Here is an 18747-nt window from a genome sequence, read left to right as displayed (position 1 = left end):
ACCGTGTCCGTCGTACGGCCGACCCGGCGGTTGACCAGCGGCGTCTAGGCTCGCCGCATGAACGCCAAGCTCGTGCCCGGGGGCCTGGCCGCGGCCCTCGCGGTGATCGGCGCGGCCGAGATCCTGCTCGACGAGCAGTTCTCCGCCGCGCCGGCCGCGCCCGCCGCCGCCCTCGCCGCGGTCGCCGGCGGGATGGCGCTGGGCGCGTGGCGGCCCATCGGCGGGTCGGCGCTGGTCGGCCTGGCGTTCCCGATCGCCGTGCTGGGCGGGCTGCACGGGCCGACCGGCGCCGCGGTCCTGGGCTTCGTGGCCGCGCCGGGCTGGGCCGGCTTCCGCGCCGCCCGCTGGTCCTGGCGCGCCCCGCTCGCGCTGCACCTGCTCGCGAGCGCCGGCACGTGGGTGGCGGGGCGGGCGGCCGGCTCCACCGTCTCCGGGCTCGGCGCCCAGGCCTGGGAGAACCTCTTCTTCGGCCTGCTGGCCTGGGGCGCGTGGGGCGGCGGGCTCGTCGCGCGGCGGCTGCGCGACCGCGCGGAGCTGCTCGCCCGGCTCAACGCGGCGCTGGACGCCGAGCGGGAGGCCCGCGCCCACGCGGCCGTCGCCGAGGAGCGCCAGCGCATCGCCCGCGACATGCACGACGCCGTCGCGCACTCGATCAGCGTGATGGTGCTGCAGCTCGGCGCCGTGCGCAGCACCCTGCCGGCGGGCACGCCCCAGGCGGAGATGCTCGCGGGGGCCGAGCGGCTCGGCCGGGAGTCGGTGCGGGAGATGCGCGCCCTGGTCGGCCTCCTGCGCGACCCGGCCGCGCCGGAGCCGACCCTCGCCCGCGCCGAGGAGCTCGTCGGCGAGGTCCGCGCGGCCGGGCTGCCGGTCACCCTGACGGTCGAGGGCGACCTGGCCGGGCTGCCGAGGACCCTCGACATCTCGGCCTACCGGGTGCTGCAGGAGGCGCTGACCAACGTCCTGCGCCACGCCGGGCCGGTGCCGACCACGGTGCTGCTGCGCCGGGAGCCGGAGCGGGTCTCGCTCCTCGTCGACAACGAAGCCGGGCACGGTGCCGCCGAGGCCTCCTGCGGCTTCGGGCTGCTCGGCATGCGGGAGCGGGTCGCGGCGTCCTCGGGCACGCTGCGCGCGGGGGAGCGGCCGGGCGGCTTCACCGTCGAGGCCGAGTTCCCCCTGGTGCTCGCGTGATCCGCGTCGTGGTCGCCGACGACGAGGCGATGATCCGGGCCGGGCTGCGCATGCTGCTCGACCACCAGCCCGACATCGAGGTCGTCGGGGAGGCCGCGGACGGCCCGGCCGCGCGGGCCGAGGTGCGCCGCAGCGCCCCCGACGTGGTGCTGCTGGACGTGCGCATGCCCAAGGGCGACGGCATCGAGGCCGCCCGGCACATCCTCGCCGAGTCGGCCGCGCGGGTCATCATCCTCACCACGTTCGACGAGGACGAGGCGGTGCGGGCGGCCCTGCGCGCCGGGGTGAGCGGCTTCCTGCTCAAGGTCGCCCCGCCCGAGCAGCTGGTACACGCCGTGCGCACGGTCGCCGCGGGGCAGGCGCTGCTCGATCCCGCGGTCACGCTGCGGGTCATCGAGTCCTACGCCGGGGCGCCGGTGGCCGATCCGCGCGCGGCCGCCCGGCTGGCCGAGCTCACCGAGCGCGAGGCCGACGTGCTGCGGCTGGTCGCCCGCGGGCAGTCCAACGCCGAGATCGCCGCGACCCTCTTCCTGGGCGAGGCGACCGTGAAGACGTACGTCTCGCGCATGCTGACCAAGCTGGGCCTGCGCGATCGGGTGCAGGCGGTTGCATTCGCGTATGAGAGCGGGCTCATTCGCCCCGGCGGCGGCTGATTGCTTGACTGCCCGGCCCGCGCGCCGATGTCGGGGCATGGCCGAGACCCTGGTCGACCCCGCGGACCGCGACGCGGTGCTCGAGGCGACGATCGCGCAACACCCCGGCGCGTTCATCGGCGCCGTCGGGCCCACCGGGCTGTTCGTCGACCTGCCCGACGAGCTGCGCGACGCCGGGCTGCGCCCGATCGACGGGCCGTCCTCGGCGCTCGGGCTCGCCCTGCCCGAGGACCACACCACCATCATCGACACCTGGCACCGGCTGCTCGGCCAGGGCGTCGCCAACTGCCGGTTCCGTCCGCGGTCCCAGCCCGATCGCCCGGCCCGGCTCCATCTGGTCGACGTCTCCCACCGGTACGGCGTCATCGTGCTGATGATCACGGACCTCAACGACGTCAGCGTGCTCGAGCACGAGGACGTCCGCCCGCGGCTGGTCACCGTGCGCAAGGACCCGACCGCCGTCATCCTCGACGCGGACCCGCAGATCCATCGGGTGCTCGGCTGGAGCGCGGCCGAGCTGGCCGGGCGCCGCTCGATCGACCTCGTGCACCCCGACGACCGTCAGCGGGCCATCGCCGGCTGGATGGACCTGCTCGCGGCCCCGGCCGGGCAGGTGCGGCGGATCCGGCTGCGGCACCTGCACCGCGACGGGCGGGTCATCTGGTTCGAGATCACCAACCACAGCCTGCTGCACGAGGCCGAGCCGTGCGTGCTCGCCGAGATGCTCGACATCACCGACGAGATGGCCGCCGAGGAGGCGCTGCGGGCCAGCGAGCAGCTGCTGCGCCGGCTCACCGAGGCGCTGCCCATGAGCGTGGTGCAGATCGACGCGCAACGGCGGGTGGTGTACCAGAACGCGCGGGGCGCCCGCATGGTGGGCACCGAGATCGGGGGCGAGTTCGGCGCGGCCGCCCTGGACCCGGTGATCCCCGCGGACCGGCCCATGGTCGGCGAGGCGCTCGTGCGCGTGCTGCGCGACGGCACCGACGCCGACGTCGAGTACGGCTACCGCGACCCCCGCCTCGGCCTGCGCCGGGCCAGCGCGAAGGCCCGCGCGCTCACCACCGCCGACGGGCGCGTCGCGGGCGCGGTCATCTGCCTCGCCGACGTCACCGAGGAGGTACGCCTGCGCGAGGAGCTGCAGCGGCGCGCCGCCTTCGACGAGCTGACCGGCTGCCGCAACCGGGCCGCGACCCTCACGGCGCTCTGCGACGCCCTCGCCACCGCCGAGCGCGGCACGGCCGCCGTGTTCGTGGACCTCAACGACTTCAAGCTCGTCAACGACCGCTACGGCCACGCCGCCGGCGACCGCATGCTCGCCCACGTCGCCCACGTGCTGCGCGGCGCGGTCCGCGACGTGGACGTGGTCGGGCGCCTCGGCGGCGACGAGTTCGTGGTGGTGTGCCGCGACGTGCCGTGCCTGGAGCAGGCCCAGGACCTCGCCCTGGCCCTCGGGGCGGCGCTGGAGTCGGCGCCGCTGGACATGCGGGGCGCGATCCTGCGGCCGCGGGCCAGCATCGGGGTGGCCTGGACGCGCCCGGCCGGCCTGGACGCCGACGCCCTCATCGCGCACGCGGACAAGAAGATGTACGAGGCGAAGCACGGCCTCCAGCCGCTGCCGCGCGTCCGCCCGACGGTGTTTCCCTAAGCTTCGGTGCGGGCGGTGAGGCGTTCGTAGCGTTGCCGGGCCGCCTGCGGGCTGCCGAGGCCGAGACTGAGCGCGATGTCCTGCCAGGTCATGCCGCGGTCCCGGGCGGTCTGCAGCAGGTACACCTCCGTGACGTCCATCTCCGCGCGCACGTCCGGCAGCAACGTCAGCGCCGCGACCAGGTCGGACTCGTCCAGTGCCGGCTCCCCGGGCGCGGGCGGCACCGACCCGGCCGCCATGGCCGCCGCGATGCGCACCACCTCGTGCGGCGCGGCCACCTCCGCATGCACGTGCCGCGCCCGCAACTGCGGCGATCCCGCGTGCCGGGACGTCAGGTGGGCAAGCGCCGAATACACCCGCTCGGCCCGCCGTGCCCCCGGGTCCGGCCGCTCCAGCAGTTCGCTCATGCCGCCAGCCTAACAACGAACTGTTTTCAACACAATGTTCAATGGTAGACCGGGCGGTATGCGGATCGCGGCGCGGTACAACGGCCCACCCGGCTCGGGCAACGGCGGCTACAGCGCGGGCCTGCTCGCCACCCGGCTCGGCCTCGCCCCCGCGGAGGTGACCCTGCGCCGGCCGCCGCCGCTCGAGACCGACCTGACGCTCGCCGACGGCCGCGCGACGCACGGCGACGAGCTCATCGCCGAGGCCCGCCCCGCACCGGGGGAGAAGCCGGATGCCGTACGGCCGGTGTCGCTCGACGAGGCCGCCGAGGCGACGAAGCGGTACGGCGGGCTCAGCGGTCACCCGTTCCCGACGTGCTACGTGTGCGGCACCGAGCGCGCCGACGGCCTCGGCCTGCTGCCCGGCCCCGTCTCCGGTGACCGCACCGCCACCCCGTGGCACGTGCCCGCCGACGTCGCCGAGGTCACCATGTGGGCCGCGCTGGACTGCCCCGGCGGCTGGTCGGTGATCGCCGAGGGCCGCCCGTACGTCCTGGGCCGCCTCGCCGTCTGGATCGACGCCGTCGCCGAGCCCGGCGACACCTGCGTCGTCATGGGGCAGTACCTGGGCGGCGAGGGGCGCAAGGCCCAGGCACTGTCCACTGTGTACGACTCGTCCGGCGCCCCGCTCGCCGTGGCCCGGGCCACCTGGATCGCCCTATAGCGGCCGCTGCCACGACCCGTGCAGCGCCGTGAACGCCAGCGGCCGCCCGTCCAGCGCGAGCAGGTACGCGGCCGTCTCCACCGGCGCCGGCTCCCGCAGCCGCGCCGCGATGTCCGGGAAGACGTCCGCCGTCTCCTGCGACAGCCAGTGCCCCGGCAGGGCCCGCACCCGCCGCACGAACGCGCCGCGGGCCGGCTCCGGCACGTAGCCGACGACCGCCGTGTGCAGCACCACCAGCGTCGCCCCGGCGGGCGCCTCGGCCGCGAGCGCGCCGAGCCGCTCGTTCAGGTCGCCTCGGTGCACCGTGGGCGGATCCCGCCGGGCGATCCGCACGGCCGCGTCGAGCCGCGCCAGCCGGTCGGTCTGCTCCGGCCACACGAGCATCCGCAGCCACCGCACGTCCTCGTCATCGGTGACGTCCAGCGGGTTGAGGTCGAGCCCGGCCCGCCACGCCACCGTGATCGGGGCCACGGACGGCGCCGGCCCGTCGACGCGGCAGCGCAGCACCAGCTCCGCGTCCGGGGCGCCGCCCCGCGTCACGGCGCCGTCGTGCCCGGTGTACTCGTAGCCGTACCGGTCCGCCAGCAGGCACAGCCCCGCCGAGGCGCCCACCTCCAGCAGGGCCAGCGGCTGCGGCAGCGAGGCCAGCGCCGGGTAGAGCCCCGCACACCGCCCGGCCTCGTTCGTCTGCGTCCGCCGGGCCAGCATCACCGCGAAGACCTCGTCGCGCCGGTCGAACACGACCGCGCGCAGCCGCTCGTACCCGTCCGGCGTCCCCGCGACCAGCCGCACCGCCGCGAGCAGCAGGTTGGGCTGGCGCTTGGCCGGCGGCAGCGCCTCCAGCGCCTCCAGCATCTCCCGGTCCTCCGCGACGGCCAGCCCCAGCCGCTCGTAGAGCGGCGAGCTCCCGCGCGCCATGGCGGTCGCGAAGTACCGGTACTGCTCGGCCGTACCCTCCAGGCTCATGCCTGCGAGGCTAGACCAGCCACCGCCGCGCATTTAATCCATTGCCGGGCTCCCATTCCCCGCGTACTGTTGTCTACGTCGAACCGCACCGGACAATGTCGCCGAAGGAGGAGCCCGAGATGCACACCCGACACGTGATTGTCACCCCGGCTCCCCGACCGCACATCATTGCGGCGATCCGCCCCACGGGCCGGTGGCGAGGGTAGGCAGACCAGCCTCCACCTCGGCCGCCCGCCCCGCACAGGGATCCGGGCGGTTTTTTCTTGCGCAATTTTCTCGCCCTTTTCCGGGGGCGTGCACGCAGTATTCGGAAACGACCGGCGCGGTGACCGGGCCTGGCCTGGGACCAGGACGTGCGGGGTTCGACTCCCCGGTTTCCGACGATGCCCATTTCGGCTCCATCCCGTCGCGGCCTGCGTGGTAGAGGCGCCTCGCTGATAACGAGGAGACAGTTGGTTCGACTCCAACCGACGGGACTTCGCCCCGGTAGCTCAGCGGAGAGAGCAGCGGCCTACGAAGCCGCGTGCCGCAGGTTCGAATCCTGCTCGGGGTGCGGTGACCATGGTGTACGGGTCCGTGCACACCAGATTGTGGCTCTGGAGGTCCGGGTTCGACTCCCGGTGGTCACCCTCATGCCCTCGTAGCTCAGTTGGACGAGAGCGCCGGCATGCGGGGCCGGAGGTCGCAGGTTCGAACCCTGCCGGGGGCACCGATCTCGCAAAAGATCAACACACAGGGGTTCTGAGCAGCGGAAACGCAGCCCTCGCCGGGGTTCGTGCATCGCGGCCGCCTGGTGGACCGACCTTCGGGCAGGCGGCTGACCTGGGGTTTGGGGTTCGTATCCGGTTGGGTCGGGACCACTTCTGTCGCTACCGATCAGGCAGGCGGTGCTCCAGGCCAGTCGCACTGCGCGAATAGGTCCAGCACCTCGTGGACGAACCCGGCGTTCCCCGAGAGGGTACGGCGCACCGTCTCGCCGATCCGCACTGCACTGCTGACGAAGCCACCCGGCAGCTCGATCTCCGAGACCCCGCCATCCTGACCGGCCACCGCCCGTCCAGCCAGCGCAATAAGCGTCGTGGGCGAGGCGGGACGCTTCTGCATCCAGTCACGGATCGTGCTGGCACAACTGGCCGTCCGCCGGGGAATCCGAACCGGCCGCTGACATCCCGGGCGGGACTACTAGGTGATGAAGCGGTGGATGGCCTCGTTGGCGTGGTCTTGGAAGGACGGATTGGCCAGATCGGGGAAGATGTCCGCTTGGTTGACCAGGGGGCCGGTGAGCTTGTTGGCGGCGCTGGCGTAGAACACGCCGCTGGACAGGGTCGGGTCGGTGACACCGTCGACCAGTCGCTTCGCGCCCGCCTCAAGGTTGTGGGAGAGCCCGAGGGCGGGCAGGACGTATTTGGACGCTACGCGCAATGGCAGGGCAAGGCCGCTGGAGGCTTGGGTGCCGGTGGTGGCGCCGGGGCTCACGGTGATGAATCGACGGTCGGGGTGTTGGCGCGCCAGGTAGGCCATCCAGAGGGCTCCGATGTACTTGGCCTGTCCGAAGGCCAGGTTGAAGTCGCCCTTTCCCGCGGCGAAGTAGCTGCCGTCGATGACGGTGGCGAGTTCATCGGCGGACGTTGAGGCAAAGGACGGTCGTTTCATCCGCAAGATCGGAAGTCCACGGGCTGCTTCACTTCCGGCGAGGACCGCCACTTCGCCCAGCCGGCCCTCGGCCAGGAGCCCTTCGAGGAGGACGACGTGGCCAAGGACGTTCGTCGCGAACACGTTAGTGACCCCATCTGCGGTCAGGTCCATCGACTGCGGCCCGATGACACCGGCGTTCATGACCAGTGCGTCGACGGTTCCGTCGATGGCCGCAACGCCGGCGCGGACCGAACCCAGATTGGCGACATCCATGACGAGGATGTCGAAGATGCGCCGGCCGGTGGCGGCTTCGAGTTCGGTCTTCGCCGCTGTCGCCCGGTCTTGGTTGCGGCACGCCAGGTAGATGCGGGCCATCTCGGGACGTAACGCCAGTTGCCGGGCCACGTCTTTGCCGATCCCGACGTTGGCGCCCGTGATCAGGACTGTCTTTCCTGGGAGTGTGCTCATCGTGATTCCTCTTCGTGTTCCGTAGGCCCGGCCCGGCGCGGCGCAGGGATGGTCAGGACGGCTTCAATGTCCACGACGCCCGCCCACGACAATGGATTGGTCTATCCAGTCTGCGCGTGGCATGATTGGATTGTCAAATCCAATCCGAGGAGGCGGACCATGACGTCGACCCACACCGGGACTGCGCCCACGCCCAGCACCAAGAAGGGACGCGCCACCCGTGAGCGCATCATCGCCGCTGCCGCCGACCTCATGTACCGGCACGGCGTCGCGGGCACGAGCACCCCATCCGTCCGCGACGCCGCCGGGGTCAGCTCGTCGCAGATCTACCACTACTTCGGCGACAAAGACGACCTCACCAAAGCAGTCATCGCCTACCAAACCGACCTGATGCTCGCACTGCACACCCAGCTCCTCGCCCGCGTCGAAAACCTCGACGCACTCGACGAGTGGCGCAACTTCCTCGTCGAGTCCACCCGCCAGCAAAGCGGCATGGGCGGCTGCCCGCTTGGCAGCCTCGCCAACGAACTCGCCGACGACCACCCCTGGGCCCGCCAAGCATTAGCCACCTCGTTCGACCGCTGGCTGACCGCAATCCGCACCGCCCTAGCCACCCTGGTCGACAACCGCACACTGCACAGCGACACCGACATCGACCAACTCGCACTAGCACTGCTCGCAGCCATCCAAGGCGGCCTCGTCCTCGCCCAAGCCCACCGAAACACCACCGCCCTCGAAGCCGGTCTCGACACCGCGCTCGCCACGGTCCGCTCACACGCCACCGACACGGAGGCGGCCAGACCCAGCACCCGTCAGGCCAACAGCAGCCTGCCCAGACCCTGACCCTTGGGTACGGCGGCACCTCGCGTGGTCCCGGTGGCGACGAACCCACCAAGCCCGCGTCCGCACAGCCACCACCGCACCCAAGGCGACATCAGCCATCGTTCAACGTCTACGTACGTTCCCGGGCTGGACTACTAACCCGTTGACGCTCGCCGCCGGTACCCGCTCTCGACCTCGGCCCCTGGGTATCTCCTCGGCGTAGGTGCTACGCCTTCGGAAACGGTCTGCGGTATCCGTCGCGTCGAACCTTGGCGTGAGTCGCGGCCACCGCCACCTCCGGCCCAGCTACCACGGGTTCGGGGTTCGTATGCTGACGGGCTGGGTGCGCGTCACAGAACTGCAAAAGCGTCCAGCGAAGAAGGCCCTGGACCTCAGTCCAGGGCCTGTCCTGCGTCAGCTTCTCGGGTCTCCGGGGTGATCTTTCAGGTCAGTGGCCTGCTGCGGGATGAACGATGGTCAAGCGGTGCGACCGGCCCGTCGATACGCGAGGACGCCGGCGACGAGGCCGGCAAGGCCGAGGACGAGGCCGGCGATGCCCAGGCTGATGGCGGTGCCGTTGTTGTTGCTGGTGCTGTCCTTCGTGGTGGCGGCGGCGTCCTGGGCGGCGGTGCTCGCGGTGGTGTTGTCGGGGGCGCCGGCCTTGGCGAGTTTCAGGGTCGGCGCGGGGTGGTCGGGCTCGGTGCCGCCGGTGGGTTCGTCGATCCAGCGGACGACCTCGCCGTCGGAGTAGGTCTGGAGAGCTTTGAAGACCAGTTGATCAGTCTCGGGCAGCGGGCCGAGGGAGACGTCGAACTCCTGGAATTCGTGGGGTTTGATCGCGGCGCTGGGGTCGGCGGTCCAGGTGATCTTCGAGACGGCTTCGGTGACCTCGCCGTCGTCGCTCTTGATCGGGGTGGCGAGTTTCGAGGTTTCCATCGCGGCGGTCCAGCCGGGGACGGGTTTGAGGCCGACGGAGGCGATCGGCTTGTCGGTGGGGATCGCGACCTCGAGTTTGGTGGTGGTGCCGGTGTCCTTCTCGTTGGGCACCCGGAAGGTGATCTTCGTGTAGCCGCCCTGCACGGCGGAGGCCGAGCTGACCGTGACGTGCGCCGACGCGGCAGTAGGGAACGCGAGGGCGGCGGCCGCGGCGGCAAGGGCCGCCGCACCGGCGCGCAGCAGAGCGGTTCGACGCATCATGAGTCCGTTTCACGAGGTGAGGAGGGCAACGTCGTGGGGTAGTCGTCCGTCACCAGGCTCCGGTTCCCGGCCCGTCCGCCGGAATTGCCGGGAACCATCGGCGGGCGCCGGTCGACCATCTGGGTGATGTTCACAGGAGCACGCTCATATGCCACTCTTCGCCGCTGTCTGAGGGCGCAGTGACCGCGCGGCGCCTCGCCCTCGGCACGGGCGCGGCCGTCGTGCTGGTGGCGACCCTGGTCGTGGCGTTGCGGTGGGGCGGCGGGGTGACCGGCCGGATTCCGGGCCTGCCCGACGCGGGCGCGGCCACGCGGTGGGGCCTGCCGACGGCGCGAGCGGCGGTCGACGTCGGCTGTGTGGTCACGGTGGGCTGGTGTGTGGTGGCGGCGTTCCTGCTGCCCGGCACCGACCCCGGCGACCCCGCAGGCGCCGGGGCGAACCGGCATGGCCAGTTGCTCGGCCCGGCCGGCTACCGGTTGCTGCGGCGGGCGTCGTGGTGGGCCGCCGGATGGGCGGTGGCCAGTCTGGCGATCCTGCCGTTGACGCTGTCCGACCTGCTGGGTCAGCCGGTGTCGACGGTGACCTTCGCGGGCGTGCGGAGCTTGGCGTGGTCGGTGGCGCAGGGCCAGTCGGCGCTCGCGCAGGCGGTGCTCGCCGCCGTCGTGGCGGTGGCCTGCCGCGTGGTCCTCACCCGCACCGGCGCGGGTGTGGTCGCGGTCGTGGCGTGTGTGGCGGCGGTGCCGCCGGCGCTGACCGGACACGCCGCCGGTGCCGGGAACCATCAGCTGGCGGTCACCAGTCTCGCCGCGCACATCCTTGCTGCGGCGGTCTGGGTCGGCGGCCTTGCCGCGCTGCTGACGCTGCGCTCCGACCGGGTCCTCGGCGTCGCCGCGCACGGCTACACCCGCCTGGCGCTGGGCTGCTGGGCAGTCGTGGCGGTGAGTGGACTCGCCAACGCGGCCGTGCGGCTCGGTACCGTCGCTGAGCTGTGGCAGTCGCGGTACGGGCTGCTGGTCCTGGGCAAGGCAGCGGCGCTCACCGCGGTCGGGGTCATCGGTGCCGTCCACCGCAGCCGGACCCTGCCGGGGTTGCGGGCCGGTACGCCGGGGGCGTTCCGGCGGCTCGCGGCCGGTGAGCTGCTGGTCTTCGCCGCGACGCTCGGGCTGGCGGTGGCATTGTCGCGGACACCGACACCGGTGCCGACCAATCCGGTCGACACCGACCCGGTGACCGACCTGCTCGGGTTCGCCGCTCCGCCACCGTTGACCGCGGCACGGGTGTTCTGGCCGCCGCTGCTGGACGCGTTCTTCCTGACCGTCGTCGCCCTCGGGGTGGCCGGCTACCTGGCCGGGGTGTGGCGGCTCTATCGGGCGGGGCATCGGTGGCCGGTGAGCCGGACTGTGAGCTGGCTCGGCGGGATGGTGCTGCTGGCGGGGTTCACGGTGACCGGGTTCGCCCGGTACGCCTACGTGTTGTTCTCGGCGCACATGGCGCAGCACATGGTCCTCGGCATGCTGGTGCCGATCCTGCTGGTCGGCGGTGCCCCGGTCACCCTTGCCCTGCGCACGCTGCGCAAACCGGCCGACCCGGGGGTGCGCGGTGCCCGGGACTGGCTGCTGCTCGTCCTGCACAGCCGGGTCCTGCGGCTGCTGTCCCATCCGCTCGTCGCACTCGCCCTGTATGTGGTCAGCCTCTACGCGCTGTACTTCAGCAACCTGCTCGGCGTGCTGATGCGCTACCACCTGGGGCATCTGGCGATGCTCACGCACTTCGTGGTCGTCGGGTTCCTGTTCTACTGGGTGCTCATCGGCGTCGACCCGGGCCGCCGGCCGGTACCGCCGCCGCTGCTCGTGCTGATCCACTTCGCCGGGATGGCGTTCCACGCGTTCCTCGGCGTCGCGCTGATGCAGTCGCGCACCGTGATCGCGCCGGACTGGTACGGCAGCGTCCACCCGGCCTGGGCGAGCAGTCTCCTTGCCGACCAGCACCTCGGCGCCGGGCTGGCGTGGAGTTTCGGCGAGATCCCCGCCGCGATCATCCTGATCCTGCTCGTGGCGCGGTGGATCCGCGCCGACGAACGCGAACAGCGCCGCCTCGACCGGGCCGCGGACCGCGCCGAGGCCACTGGCGAGGACGACGAACTGGCCCGCTACAACGACTTCCTGCGCCGCGCCGCCGAGGCCGAACGCCGCTGACCGGCCAGCGACACCCCACCGGGTGCCCTCCACGGTCGCTGGGAACTCGGCCCGCGACCGCAGCGACTACCTCCCGGACGCCGCAATCCATCGGCGCCCACCGATAGCGCACGCCCGCTCCCGCCCTGTTCCTGTCGTCCGGAGGTCACCGCCATGTCCATCGCCACCGACGTCTCACCGCCGACCGGCGATCCCGCCGACGACCCGGCCGAGCAGCGGCCAGCCCCGGCCGGGGCACCGGCGCGGTCGTGGTCGATCGTGCCGCTGCTGACCCGGCTGCACTTCTACGCCGGCATCCTCGTCGCGCCGCTGCTCGTCGTGGCGGCGGTGACCGGGCTGTTGTTCGCGTTCAGCCCCCAACTCGACGGCCTCGTCTATGACAAGGAGTTGCACGCCGCTCAGGTCGGGCCGGGGCTACCGAAGCCACTGTCGCAGCAGGTCGCCGCCGCGGTCGCCGCGCACCCGTCCGGCACCCTGGCGTCGGTGCTGCCGGCCGCGGCTCCGGACGCCACGACGCGAGTGGTGTTCAGCCTGCCGGAACTCGGGGAGAAGCAGCACACCGTGTACGTCGACCCGTACACCACACAGATTCGCGGGCAGCTGACCACCTGGTACGGCGAGACCCCGCTCATGACGTGGCTCGACGACCTGCACCGCAACCTGCACCTGTACGACCTGGGCCGGGTCTACTCCGAGACCGCCGCCAGCTGGCTGTGGGTGCTCGTCCTGGGCGGGCTGATCCTGTGGTGCAACCGCCAATGGCGCACCCGCGGCGACCGCCGCCGCAGCCGCACCGACGCCACCCTGCTCTACGACCTCACCGCCGCGAAGGGCGTGCGCCGCACCCGAAGCCTGCACGCCGCCACCGGCATCTGGCTCGTCATCGGCCTGCTGTTCCTGTCCGCGACCGGCCTGACCTGGTCACGGTGGGCCGGCGGCAACTTCACCGCGGCGCTCGACGCCATGCACGCACACAGCCCGGACCTCGACACCACCCTCACCGGCACCCCCGGCGGCACGACAGGCGGCGGGCACCACAGCGCCACCGGCCCAGCGATGGCGGCCGGTGACCCGGCGCAGATCGACACCGTCCTGCACATCGCCCGCGGCGCGGGAATCACCGGCCCGATGGAGATCACCCTGCCCGCCGAGCCGGGCACGGCGTGGACGGTGGCGAACACCGACGTCGTCTGGCCGGTCGGGCTGGACCGGGTCGCCGTCGACCCGTCCACCGGCACCGTCACGGCCCGGTCGGACTTCGCCGACTGGCCGCTGCTGGCACAGCTGTCGAAACTCGGCGTCCAGGCCCACATGGGCTACCTGTTCGGCCTGGCCAACCAGCTCCTGCTCGCCGCCCTCGCGCTCGGCCTGCTGTGCGTGATCGTGTGGGGCTACCGGATGTGGTGGCAGCGCCGCCCCACCCGGACCGAGCGCCGTGCGGTACTTGGCAGCCCACCGGCCCGCGGCGCGTGGCGGCGGCTGCGCCTGCCCCTGCTCGTCAGCGGCGTCCTGGTCACCGCGGCCGTCGGCTGGGCGCTGCCGGCGTTCGGCGTCACCCTTGTCGCGTTCCTGGTCCTCGACGGCATCGCTGGGCTGCTCCGACGGCGCGGACACGGCGCGCCGGCGCCGCCGGCGCCCGCCCCAGCCGGGGCCTGACCGGAGCTCGGGGCGTACCGGGCGGGTACCAGCAGCCTGGCCCGCTCGGTACGCTGCTGCCACATCGGGCCTGTACCGGCTCATCGCCGTCGCCGTCGCGGTCGTCGCCGTCGCCGCGGTTGTCGCCGCCGTCCTGCTGACCGGCGGCACCGGCACAGGCCGCCGTGGAGCGCACGGACGGGTCAGGTGCCGCCGGCCGTCGGGCGGCGCCACCACAGCCAGCCCCCGACCAACACCACCAGCAGCAGCGCACCGCCGATGGCCGCCCAACCTGCACCGCTCAAGCCCGACGACGTGCCGGCCTGCGATGCGACCGGCGTGGCGGTGCTCGCTGCCGTCGACGGCACCGATGCGGCAGCCGGGGCGGCGTACGTGAACGCGAACTGGCCCTCGACCGGGTGACCATCGGCGGAGACCACTCGCCACGCCACCGTGACCTTCCCGGCCGGGAGCGCCTTGACCGACTGGGTGAGGTTCCGGTCGACCGAGCGGGGCGTGCCGTCGCTGTGGGAGAGCCCGTCGGCGCCGGTGACGACCACGGTACTGAACTGCTGCTTCACCATCTCGTTGAACGTCAACGTCACCGCCGTGACCGGCGTACTGACGGTGGTGTTGGCCGCCGGGTCGGTCCTGACCAGCTGCGAGTGCGCGAACGCCGGCTGTGCCGGCACCAGCACCACCACCAACGCGGCGGCGAACGCAGTCGCCGATGAGGCCAGCACACCGCGGACACTCCGAGGCAGTCGCATCCCCCGATCCTGGACCACCCGCCCGGCGGGGCGGTCGGCGGTGGGGAGTGCGGTGGCGTTGGCAACTCGACGGAACTCGACCCGACTGAGCAGCGACTACCTTCCGCAGATCCGCAATCCATCGGCCTTGCGTCAGCCTTGGCCGCCGCCGTACGTGACCCAGCGGTCTTCGACCTTGGCCAGACGCCAGTAACCGATTGCGGCGGCCCACACGACGACGAACAGCCCGACGATGACGAAGCCGACGTTGCCCAGATCGACCGAGGCGACCCAGCCGGTGACCGGGTCGGTCAGGTGCAACTTGTCGTGCAGCACGGAGACGAGCTCGATCGTGCCGATCACCAGGGCGACCGCCACGGACAGGCCGGTGATCGCCAGGTTGTAGTACACCTTGCGGATCGGGTTGGCGAACGCCCACCGGTACGCCACCGCCATGAACGCCCCGTCGAGGGTGTCGAATAGGCTCATCCCGGCAGCGAACAGCAGCGGCAGGACCAGCACCGCATACCACGGCAGCCCGGACGCGGCACCGGACCCGGCCAGCACGAGCAGCGTCACCTCGGTGGCGGTGTCGAAACCCAGCCCGAACAGCAACCCGATCGGGAACATCTGCCCCGGCCGGGTGATCGATCGGGTCAACCGCCGCACCAACCCGCTCAGCAGCCCGCGGGCCGCGACCGCGGTGTCCAACCCGGCCGCGTCGACCTCGCCGCGGCGCAGCCGGGCGAACAACCGCACCACCCCGGCCAACGCGACCAGGTTCAGTACCCCGATCAGGTACAGGAACAGCCCCGAGACGCTGGTACCGACCACGCCGAGGATCTGATGCACGCGCGAGTCGTGGTCGAGCAGGGCGGTGCTGGCGGTCCGCGCACCGGCGGCGATCAGCGACGCCAGCACCACCACCACGCTGGAATGACCGAGCGCGAACCAGAACCCCGCCGACACCGGCCGCTTCCCGTCGACCATCAACTTGCGGGTGGTGTTGTCGATCGCCGCGATGTGGTCCACGTCGAATGCGTGCCGCACACCGAGCACGTACGCGGTGACCCCGAGGCCGAGCCCGAACACGGTGCTGCCGACCTGGAAGTGGTGTGGCAGCACCGCCACGGTCAGCACACCCCACGCGGCCACGTGCAGCACCGCGATCACCCCGAGCAGACCCGCCGTGCGCCACCAATCCCGCCCGGTCCACGGCCGCAACCCGGTGCCGGGCGCCCCGGTATCCGGCGAGGCCGGTCCATCCAACCGATCCCCGGCAGCGAGCCGCTGCTGCGACGGCATTCCGGTCACGCCACCACCTCCGGACAACAGCCATGAACCATCGACGGTACGCAGGCCACGCCGGTCCGCACGGGCCGCACGGCCTGGTTGAGATATCCGCCATCGTGGTGCACCGAGTCCGGCCGCGTGCCAACCGGTTCATGCGGGATGAAACCGCGCGGCGCGTGGCGGTTGCGGCAATTGCGGTGTTGCACGGTTCCGCAACCACGCTGATCGTCAGGAATCCCCCCGGCGTGAAGGAAGCGTGCGCGCGGGGGTGAGCCGGTTTCAGGCGACCATTCCGTGGTAGGAGCGTCCGGCCCAGTATCCGATATCGAAAGGATCGCCATGCCGCAGACCCGGGAACTCCTTGACACGTTCGCCGTGAGTATCCGACCCCAGGTGAGCAGCGAGCCCCTGGCGGCGGCGATTGATGCGATGCTGGAGTGCGAGGAGGCCGTCACGGCCTGCGCGGCCGCGATGGTCACCGAGGACGACGTCCGGGCGCTGCAGGACGCGATCATCCGGGATCTGAACTGCGCGGACGTGCTGGCGGCGACCCGCCGGGTGGTCAGCCGCGGCAGCGACGCCGCGCTGCTCAGCTCGCAGCTGGAGGCATGCGTGCTGGCCTGCGAGCACAGCGCCGAGCTGTGCGCGCAGCACGCTGGCCACCACGAGCACTGTCGGATGTGCTCGAACGCGACCGTGCGGTGCGCCGAGGCGTGTCGGCAGGTCCTGCGGGGCCTGCACGGCTAGCCGGGCGGTGGATCGAGCCGTGGATCTGGCCGCGGTATTGCTCGTCGGTCTGACCGCAGGCGGCACGTCGTGCACGGTGGTGCAGGGTGGTCTGCTCGCCGGGGTCGCCACCCGCGCTGCGGGATGCACGGCGCCGTGCGACCCCGGCCCGGGGACGGACGGTCCGGCTTCCCGCGCGGCGGCGCTGCGGTCCGACGCCGTACCGGTGACCGCGTTTCTGGTCGGAAAGTTGGCGTCGCACACGGTGCTCGGGGCGATCCTCGGCCTGGCCGGCGCCACCCTGCCCCTCGGGGCGTCCGCGCGCGGCACGGTGCAGCTGACCGTGGGCGCGCTGGTGCTCGTGCTCGGTCTGAGGCAGCTGGGCATGCCGTGGCTCCAGCGCCGGGCGGGCGGACTCCTCGGCCGCCGCGACCGAGGCGACGCTCGGGTCCCGGCCGGGGTGGCCGGCACCGCCGGCGCGGGTTTCGCGACCGTCCTGATGCCTTGTGGCGTCACGCTGGCGGTGGAGGCTCTCGCCGCGACGTCCGGGTCGGCGGCGGCCGGCGCGGCGGTCATGGCCGTATTCGTCGTCGGCACCTGGCCGATGTTCGGGCTGTTGGGGCTGGTCGCCCTCCGCACGGCGACGTCGTGGCACGGCCGGCTCCGTCGGGTCACCGGCGCGGCGCTCGTGGCGGCCGGCGTATGGACGGCGGTCGGCGGTCTGGCCACGGCTGGTGTTGCGGTACCGCCGGCGACCGCCGTCAGGTCATTCACCGCGGCCAGCGGGGTGGTGGCGGTCGCGGACGGGCGCCAGACGGTCACGGTGACGGTACGGTCCAACGGCTTCGACCCCGCCGACGCCACCATCCGTGCGGGCTTGCCCACCACACTCGTGCTGCGCGCCCGGCACGCCAGCGGCTGCATCCGCACGGTAGTGATCGCCGGCCGTCCCGGCGAGTGGGTGCTGCCGGCCGACGGCGATGTCCACGTCGACCTCGGCGTCTCCGTCCCCGGCGTGGTGCGCTACTCCTGCGTGATGGGCATGTACACCGCACGGCTCAGCGTCGGGTAACCGCCCCACGGTGCGGACGCGAGCACCGCGGCGCCGGGCGCGGCGGCCACGATGACCGGCGATGGCCTTGTCGGCCTCACCGTCGCCGGCCACCACGCCAATCGTCGCTGCCACGGCAGCCGGCGCGGCAGGCCGAGCAGCACCCGCCGCGCCCGGTCGGAGTCCTCAACCGGGCCAACGCAGCGAACGGATGCAGCGCACGCGTCCAGCTCCCGACCAGCCCGCACGACAGCGGCACCACGATCCACAGCGCCATCCAGAACGCAAGATCGTATGACACGCCGCCATGCTGCTACCGGCCATCGACGCCACCCGCCCCTGCCGCTGCGCGACAGCGGCCCGAGATCCGGGCACTCGAAGCGGATCTCCGAGGCAGAACGGCGGCGCAACCTCGGCTCGTATGGGTTCGGGCCCACCCGTTCGTTTCGGGAATCGGGTGCCGGTTCAGCTTCGGGGCACTCCGAGCTCGACAGGACCGAGGTTGGGAGGGAGCTGGGAAACAGCCAACGACACCGCCTCCTGCGCCGTGGAGCTCTCGGAAAGAACCTCACCCATGTACTGAGCGCTGACGGTGTACCGGTTGTCCTGGTGTGCATCCAGGCACACCGGGACGGGGGAAAGGTTGGGACGGGTGGTGATGGCGAACCTCAGTGTCGAGTGGCTGGTGAACGGGTAAAGCCGTCGCAGCGCCGGTTCGTGGTATGCCGCCTCGACCATCGCCTGGTACTGCGGCCAGTGCATCTCGTTCGCCTCCGTGCGCGAGTCGAGCGCGGCATTGAGGCAATGCGCGCGATGTTGGAGCGCCGGTCGGTCTGACCAGCCGGCCCGTGCTCCACGTCGGCGGAGATCTGCGTCGCGTCGACGCCGTCGGTGGTGTACGGGTGCACCCGATGCACGCGGGGTCACCCGCGACCAGGCAGGAGTCCGCACCCGCGGCGTGCACGGGTGAACGTGATCCCGCAGGCCTCGACGGCCGCCCCGGCGCCACGATCCGCCGGCACAACTGGTCGATGCGGGCACGGTACGAGGACTACCCGACCGACGTGGCCCAGCACGCCCCCAGCGCGGCGGCCGCAGGGGGGTGCCCGGACTCACCGCAGAACGCTGAACCCGCTCAGCCCCTCGGCCGGCTCGTCATGGACCTCGACGCCGCTCACGTGCGCGTCCGGTGGGCCCTCGCCGGCCCAGGCGACCATCGCCGCGACCGGCTCCTCGTCGCCCTCGAACACCGCCTCGACTCGCCCGTCGGGGAGGTTGCGCACCCACCCGGCCACCCCGCGCTGCTGCGCGACCTGACGGGCGGTCTCGCGGAAGAAGACGCCCTGCACGCGGCCCGAGACCAGCACCCGTTTTCGGATCACCTCCCGACCGTACCCGGGGGCGGCCGGGC

Annotated in this window: 18 protein-coding genes and 4 tRNA genes; 13 read left to right on the top strand and 9 right to left on the bottom strand. The window is 72.4% G+C overall.

Features of this window, described 5'->3' with window-relative positions; translation table 11 throughout:
* Positions 1-57: 57 nt before the first annotated feature.
* Genes ACQP2P_RS33190 through ACQP2P_RS33180 form a run of 3 tightly spaced genes read left to right on the top strand, consistent with a single transcriptional unit; the run spans position 58 to position 3489 of the window.
* Positions 58-1188 (top strand): sensor histidine kinase, encoded by a 1131-nt coding sequence (locus ACQP2P_RS33190; protein ID WP_433607581.1) that lies wholly within the window; start codon positions 58-60, stop codon positions 1186-1188.
* Between the two features lie 29 nt (positions 1189-1217).
* Positions 1218-1841, top strand: a complete 624-nt coding sequence (locus tag ACQP2P_RS33185) for a response regulator (RefSeq protein WP_433619361.1) — start codon at positions 1218-1220, stop codon at positions 1839-1841.
* 37 nt (positions 1842-1878) lie between these two features.
* Positions 1879-3489, top strand: coding sequence for a sensor domain-containing diguanylate cyclase (locus ACQP2P_RS33180; protein ID WP_433607579.1), 1611 nt, complete (start codon positions 1879-1881; stop codon positions 3487-3489).
* On the opposite strand, the gene ACQP2P_RS33175 is transcribed toward ACQP2P_RS33180, so the two are convergent.
* Entirely contained in the window at positions 3486-3896 is a 411-nt protein-coding gene (locus ACQP2P_RS33175) for a DNA-binding protein (RefSeq protein ID WP_433607577.1), read from the bottom strand. The two genes, ACQP2P_RS33180 and ACQP2P_RS33175, sit on opposite strands and share 4 nt — an antisense overlap.
* Before the next feature lie 58 nt (positions 3897-3954).
* On the opposite strand from ACQP2P_RS33175, the gene ACQP2P_RS33170 reads away from it, so the two are divergent.
* Positions 3955-4599 (top strand): hypothetical protein, encoded by a 645-nt coding sequence (locus tag ACQP2P_RS33170; RefSeq protein WP_433607575.1) that lies wholly within the window; start codon positions 3955-3957, stop codon positions 4597-4599.
* Here ACQP2P_RS33170 and ACQP2P_RS33165 read toward each other — a convergent pair.
* Complete coding sequence (locus tag ACQP2P_RS33165; protein WP_433607573.1) at positions 4594-5565, bottom strand: DUF2332 domain-containing protein; 972 nt, start codon at positions 5563-5565, stop codon at positions 4594-4596. The genes ACQP2P_RS33170 and ACQP2P_RS33165 overlap by 6 nt on opposite strands.
* A 402-nt stretch (positions 5566-5967) precedes the next feature.
* On the opposite strand from ACQP2P_RS33165, the gene ACQP2P_RS33160 reads away from it, so the two are divergent.
* The 4 genes from ACQP2P_RS33160 to ACQP2P_RS33145 all read left to right on the top strand — a co-directional run bounded on the left by ACQP2P_RS33160 (position 5968) and on the right by ACQP2P_RS33145 (position 6274).
* Positions 5968-6041, top strand: a tRNA-Ile gene (locus tag ACQP2P_RS33160).
* 4 nt (positions 6042-6045) lie between these two features.
* Positions 6046-6118 (top strand) — tRNA-Arg (locus ACQP2P_RS33155).
* A gap of 2 nt (positions 6119-6120) precedes the next feature.
* A tRNA-His gene (locus ACQP2P_RS33150) sits at positions 6121-6194 on the top strand.
* 5 nt (positions 6195-6199) lie between these two features.
* Positions 6200-6274 (top strand) — tRNA-Arg (locus ACQP2P_RS33145).
* Between the two features lie 167 nt (positions 6275-6441).
* On the opposite strand, the gene ACQP2P_RS33140 is transcribed toward ACQP2P_RS33145, so the two are convergent.
* Together ACQP2P_RS33140 and ACQP2P_RS33135 are read right to left on the bottom strand one after the other, a co-directional pair.
* Positions 6442-6669, bottom strand: a complete 228-nt coding sequence (locus ACQP2P_RS33140) for a hypothetical protein (RefSeq protein ID WP_433607571.1) — start codon at positions 6667-6669, stop codon at positions 6442-6444.
* A gap of 78 nt (positions 6670-6747) precedes the next feature.
* Positions 6748-7668, bottom strand: a complete 921-nt coding sequence (locus ACQP2P_RS33135; protein WP_433607569.1) for an SDR family NAD(P)-dependent oxidoreductase — start codon at positions 7666-7668, stop codon at positions 6748-6750.
* A gap of 159 nt (positions 7669-7827) precedes the next feature.
* Between ACQP2P_RS33135 and ACQP2P_RS33130 the strand changes: the two genes are divergently transcribed.
* Positions 7828-8511, top strand: coding sequence for a TetR/AcrR family transcriptional regulator (locus ACQP2P_RS33130; RefSeq protein WP_433607567.1), 684 nt, complete (start codon positions 7828-7830; stop codon positions 8509-8511).
* 456 nt (positions 8512-8967) lie between these two features.
* Here the strand turns inward: ACQP2P_RS33130 and ACQP2P_RS33125 are convergent, their stop codons facing one another.
* Positions 8968-9687, bottom strand: a complete 720-nt coding sequence (locus tag ACQP2P_RS33125) for a YcnI family protein (RefSeq protein WP_433607565.1) — start codon at positions 9685-9687, stop codon at positions 8968-8970.
* A 179-nt stretch (positions 9688-9866) separates the two neighbouring features.
* On the opposite strand from ACQP2P_RS33125, the gene ACQP2P_RS33120 reads away from it, so the two are divergent.
* Positions 9867-11882 (top strand): cytochrome c oxidase assembly protein, encoded by a 2016-nt coding sequence (locus tag ACQP2P_RS33120; protein ID WP_433607564.1) that lies wholly within the window; start codon positions 9867-9869, stop codon positions 11880-11882.
* Between the two features lie 153 nt (positions 11883-12035).
* Entirely contained in the window at positions 12036-13538 is a 1503-nt protein-coding gene (locus tag ACQP2P_RS33115) for a PepSY-associated TM helix domain-containing protein (protein ID WP_433607562.1), read from the top strand.
* A 182-nt stretch (positions 13539-13720) separates the two neighbouring features.
* Here ACQP2P_RS33115 and ACQP2P_RS33110 read toward each other — a convergent pair whose 3' ends face one another.
* Complete coding sequence (locus ACQP2P_RS33110; protein WP_433607560.1) at positions 13721-14260, bottom strand: copper resistance CopC family protein; 540 nt, start codon at positions 14258-14260, stop codon at positions 13721-13723.
* A 159-nt stretch (positions 14261-14419) separates the two neighbouring features.
* On the bottom strand, positions 14420-15571 hold the full coding sequence (locus ACQP2P_RS33105; RefSeq protein ID WP_433619360.1) for a HoxN/HupN/NixA family nickel/cobalt transporter: 1152 nt from the start codon (positions 15569-15571) through the stop codon (positions 14420-14422).
* A gap of 381 nt (positions 15572-15952) precedes the next feature.
* On the opposite strand from ACQP2P_RS33105, the gene ACQP2P_RS33100 reads away from it, so the two are divergent.
* Both ACQP2P_RS33100 and ACQP2P_RS33095 read left to right on the top strand, forming a co-directional pair.
* Positions 15953-16306: a four-helix bundle copper-binding protein gene (locus tag ACQP2P_RS33100; RefSeq protein ID WP_433607558.1), complete on the top strand. Its 354-nt coding sequence runs from the start codon at positions 15953-15955 to the stop codon at positions 16304-16306.
* Positions 16307-16313: 7 nt separating this feature from the next.
* The gene (locus ACQP2P_RS33095; protein WP_433607556.1) at positions 16314-17357 is read left to right on the top strand and encodes an urease accessory protein UreH domain-containing protein; all 1044 of its coding nucleotides are present in this window, start codon (positions 16314-16316) and stop codon (positions 17355-17357) included.
* A gap of 444 nt (positions 17358-17801) precedes the next feature.
* On the opposite strand, the gene ACQP2P_RS33090 is transcribed toward ACQP2P_RS33095, so the two are convergent.
* Both ACQP2P_RS33090 and ACQP2P_RS33085 read right to left on the bottom strand, forming a co-directional pair.
* A complete protein-coding gene (locus ACQP2P_RS33090) occupies positions 17802-18098 on the bottom strand; it encodes a DUF6193 family natural product biosynthesis protein (protein ID WP_433607554.1) in 297 nt (98 codons plus the stop codon).
* Between the two features lie 350 nt (positions 18099-18448).
* Entirely contained in the window at positions 18449-18718 is a 270-nt protein-coding gene (locus ACQP2P_RS33085; protein ID WP_433607552.1) for an acylphosphatase, read from the bottom strand.
* Positions 18719-18747: the final 29 nt, after the last annotated feature.

Source organism: Dactylosporangium sp. CA-139114 (assembly GCF_050955725.1).
In the GTDB taxonomy this organism is placed as follows: domain Bacteria; phylum Actinomycetota; class Actinomycetes; order Mycobacteriales; family Micromonosporaceae; genus Dactylosporangium.
Note: the sequence above shows the minus strand (reverse complement) of the source record. Positions and strands in the feature narration are given on the sequence as shown.

Coding starts and splice junctions, on each gene's coding strand:
- ACQP2P_RS33130 (WP_433607567.1), top strand. CDS start 7,828: ATGACGTCGACCCACACCGGGACTGCGCCCACGCCCAGCACCAAGAAG.
- ACQP2P_RS33105 (WP_433619360.1), bottom strand. CDS start 15,571: ATGCCGTCGCAGCAGCGGCTCGCTGCCGGGGATCGGTTGGATGGACCG.
- ACQP2P_RS33125 (WP_433607565.1), bottom strand. CDS start 9,687: ATGATGCGTCGAACCGCTCTGCTGCGCGCCGGTGCGGCGGCCCTTGCC.
- ACQP2P_RS33135 (WP_433607569.1), bottom strand. CDS start 7,668: ATGAGCACACTCCCAGGAAAGACAGTCCTGATCACGGGCGCCAACGTC.
- ACQP2P_RS33115 (WP_433607562.1), top strand. CDS start 12,036: ATGTCCATCGCCACCGACGTCTCACCGCCGACCGGCGATCCCGCCGAC.
- ACQP2P_RS33175 (WP_433607577.1), bottom strand. CDS start 3,896: ATGAGCGAACTGCTGGAGCGGCCGGACCCGGGGGCACGGCGGGCCGAG.
- ACQP2P_RS33090 (WP_433607554.1), bottom strand. CDS start 18,098: ATGCACTGGCCGCAGTACCAGGCGATGGTCGAGGCGGCATACCACGAA.
- ACQP2P_RS33180 (WP_433607579.1), top strand. CDS start 1,879: ATGGCCGAGACCCTGGTCGACCCCGCGGACCGCGACGCGGTGCTCGAG.
- ACQP2P_RS33170 (WP_433607575.1), top strand. CDS start 3,955: ATGCGGATCGCGGCGCGGTACAACGGCCCACCCGGCTCGGGCAACGGC.
- ACQP2P_RS33165 (WP_433607573.1), bottom strand. CDS start 5,565: ATGAGCCTGGAGGGTACGGCCGAGCAGTACCGGTACTTCGCGACCGCC.
- ACQP2P_RS33190 (WP_433607581.1), top strand. CDS start 58: ATGAACGCCAAGCTCGTGCCCGGGGGCCTGGCCGCGGCCCTCGCGGTG.
- ACQP2P_RS33185 (WP_433619361.1), top strand. CDS start 1,218: ATGATCCGGGCCGGGCTGCGCATGCTGCTCGACCACCAGCCCGACATC.
- ACQP2P_RS33140 (WP_433607571.1), bottom strand. CDS start 6,669: ATGCAGAAGCGTCCCGCCTCGCCCACGACGCTTATTGCGCTGGCTGGA.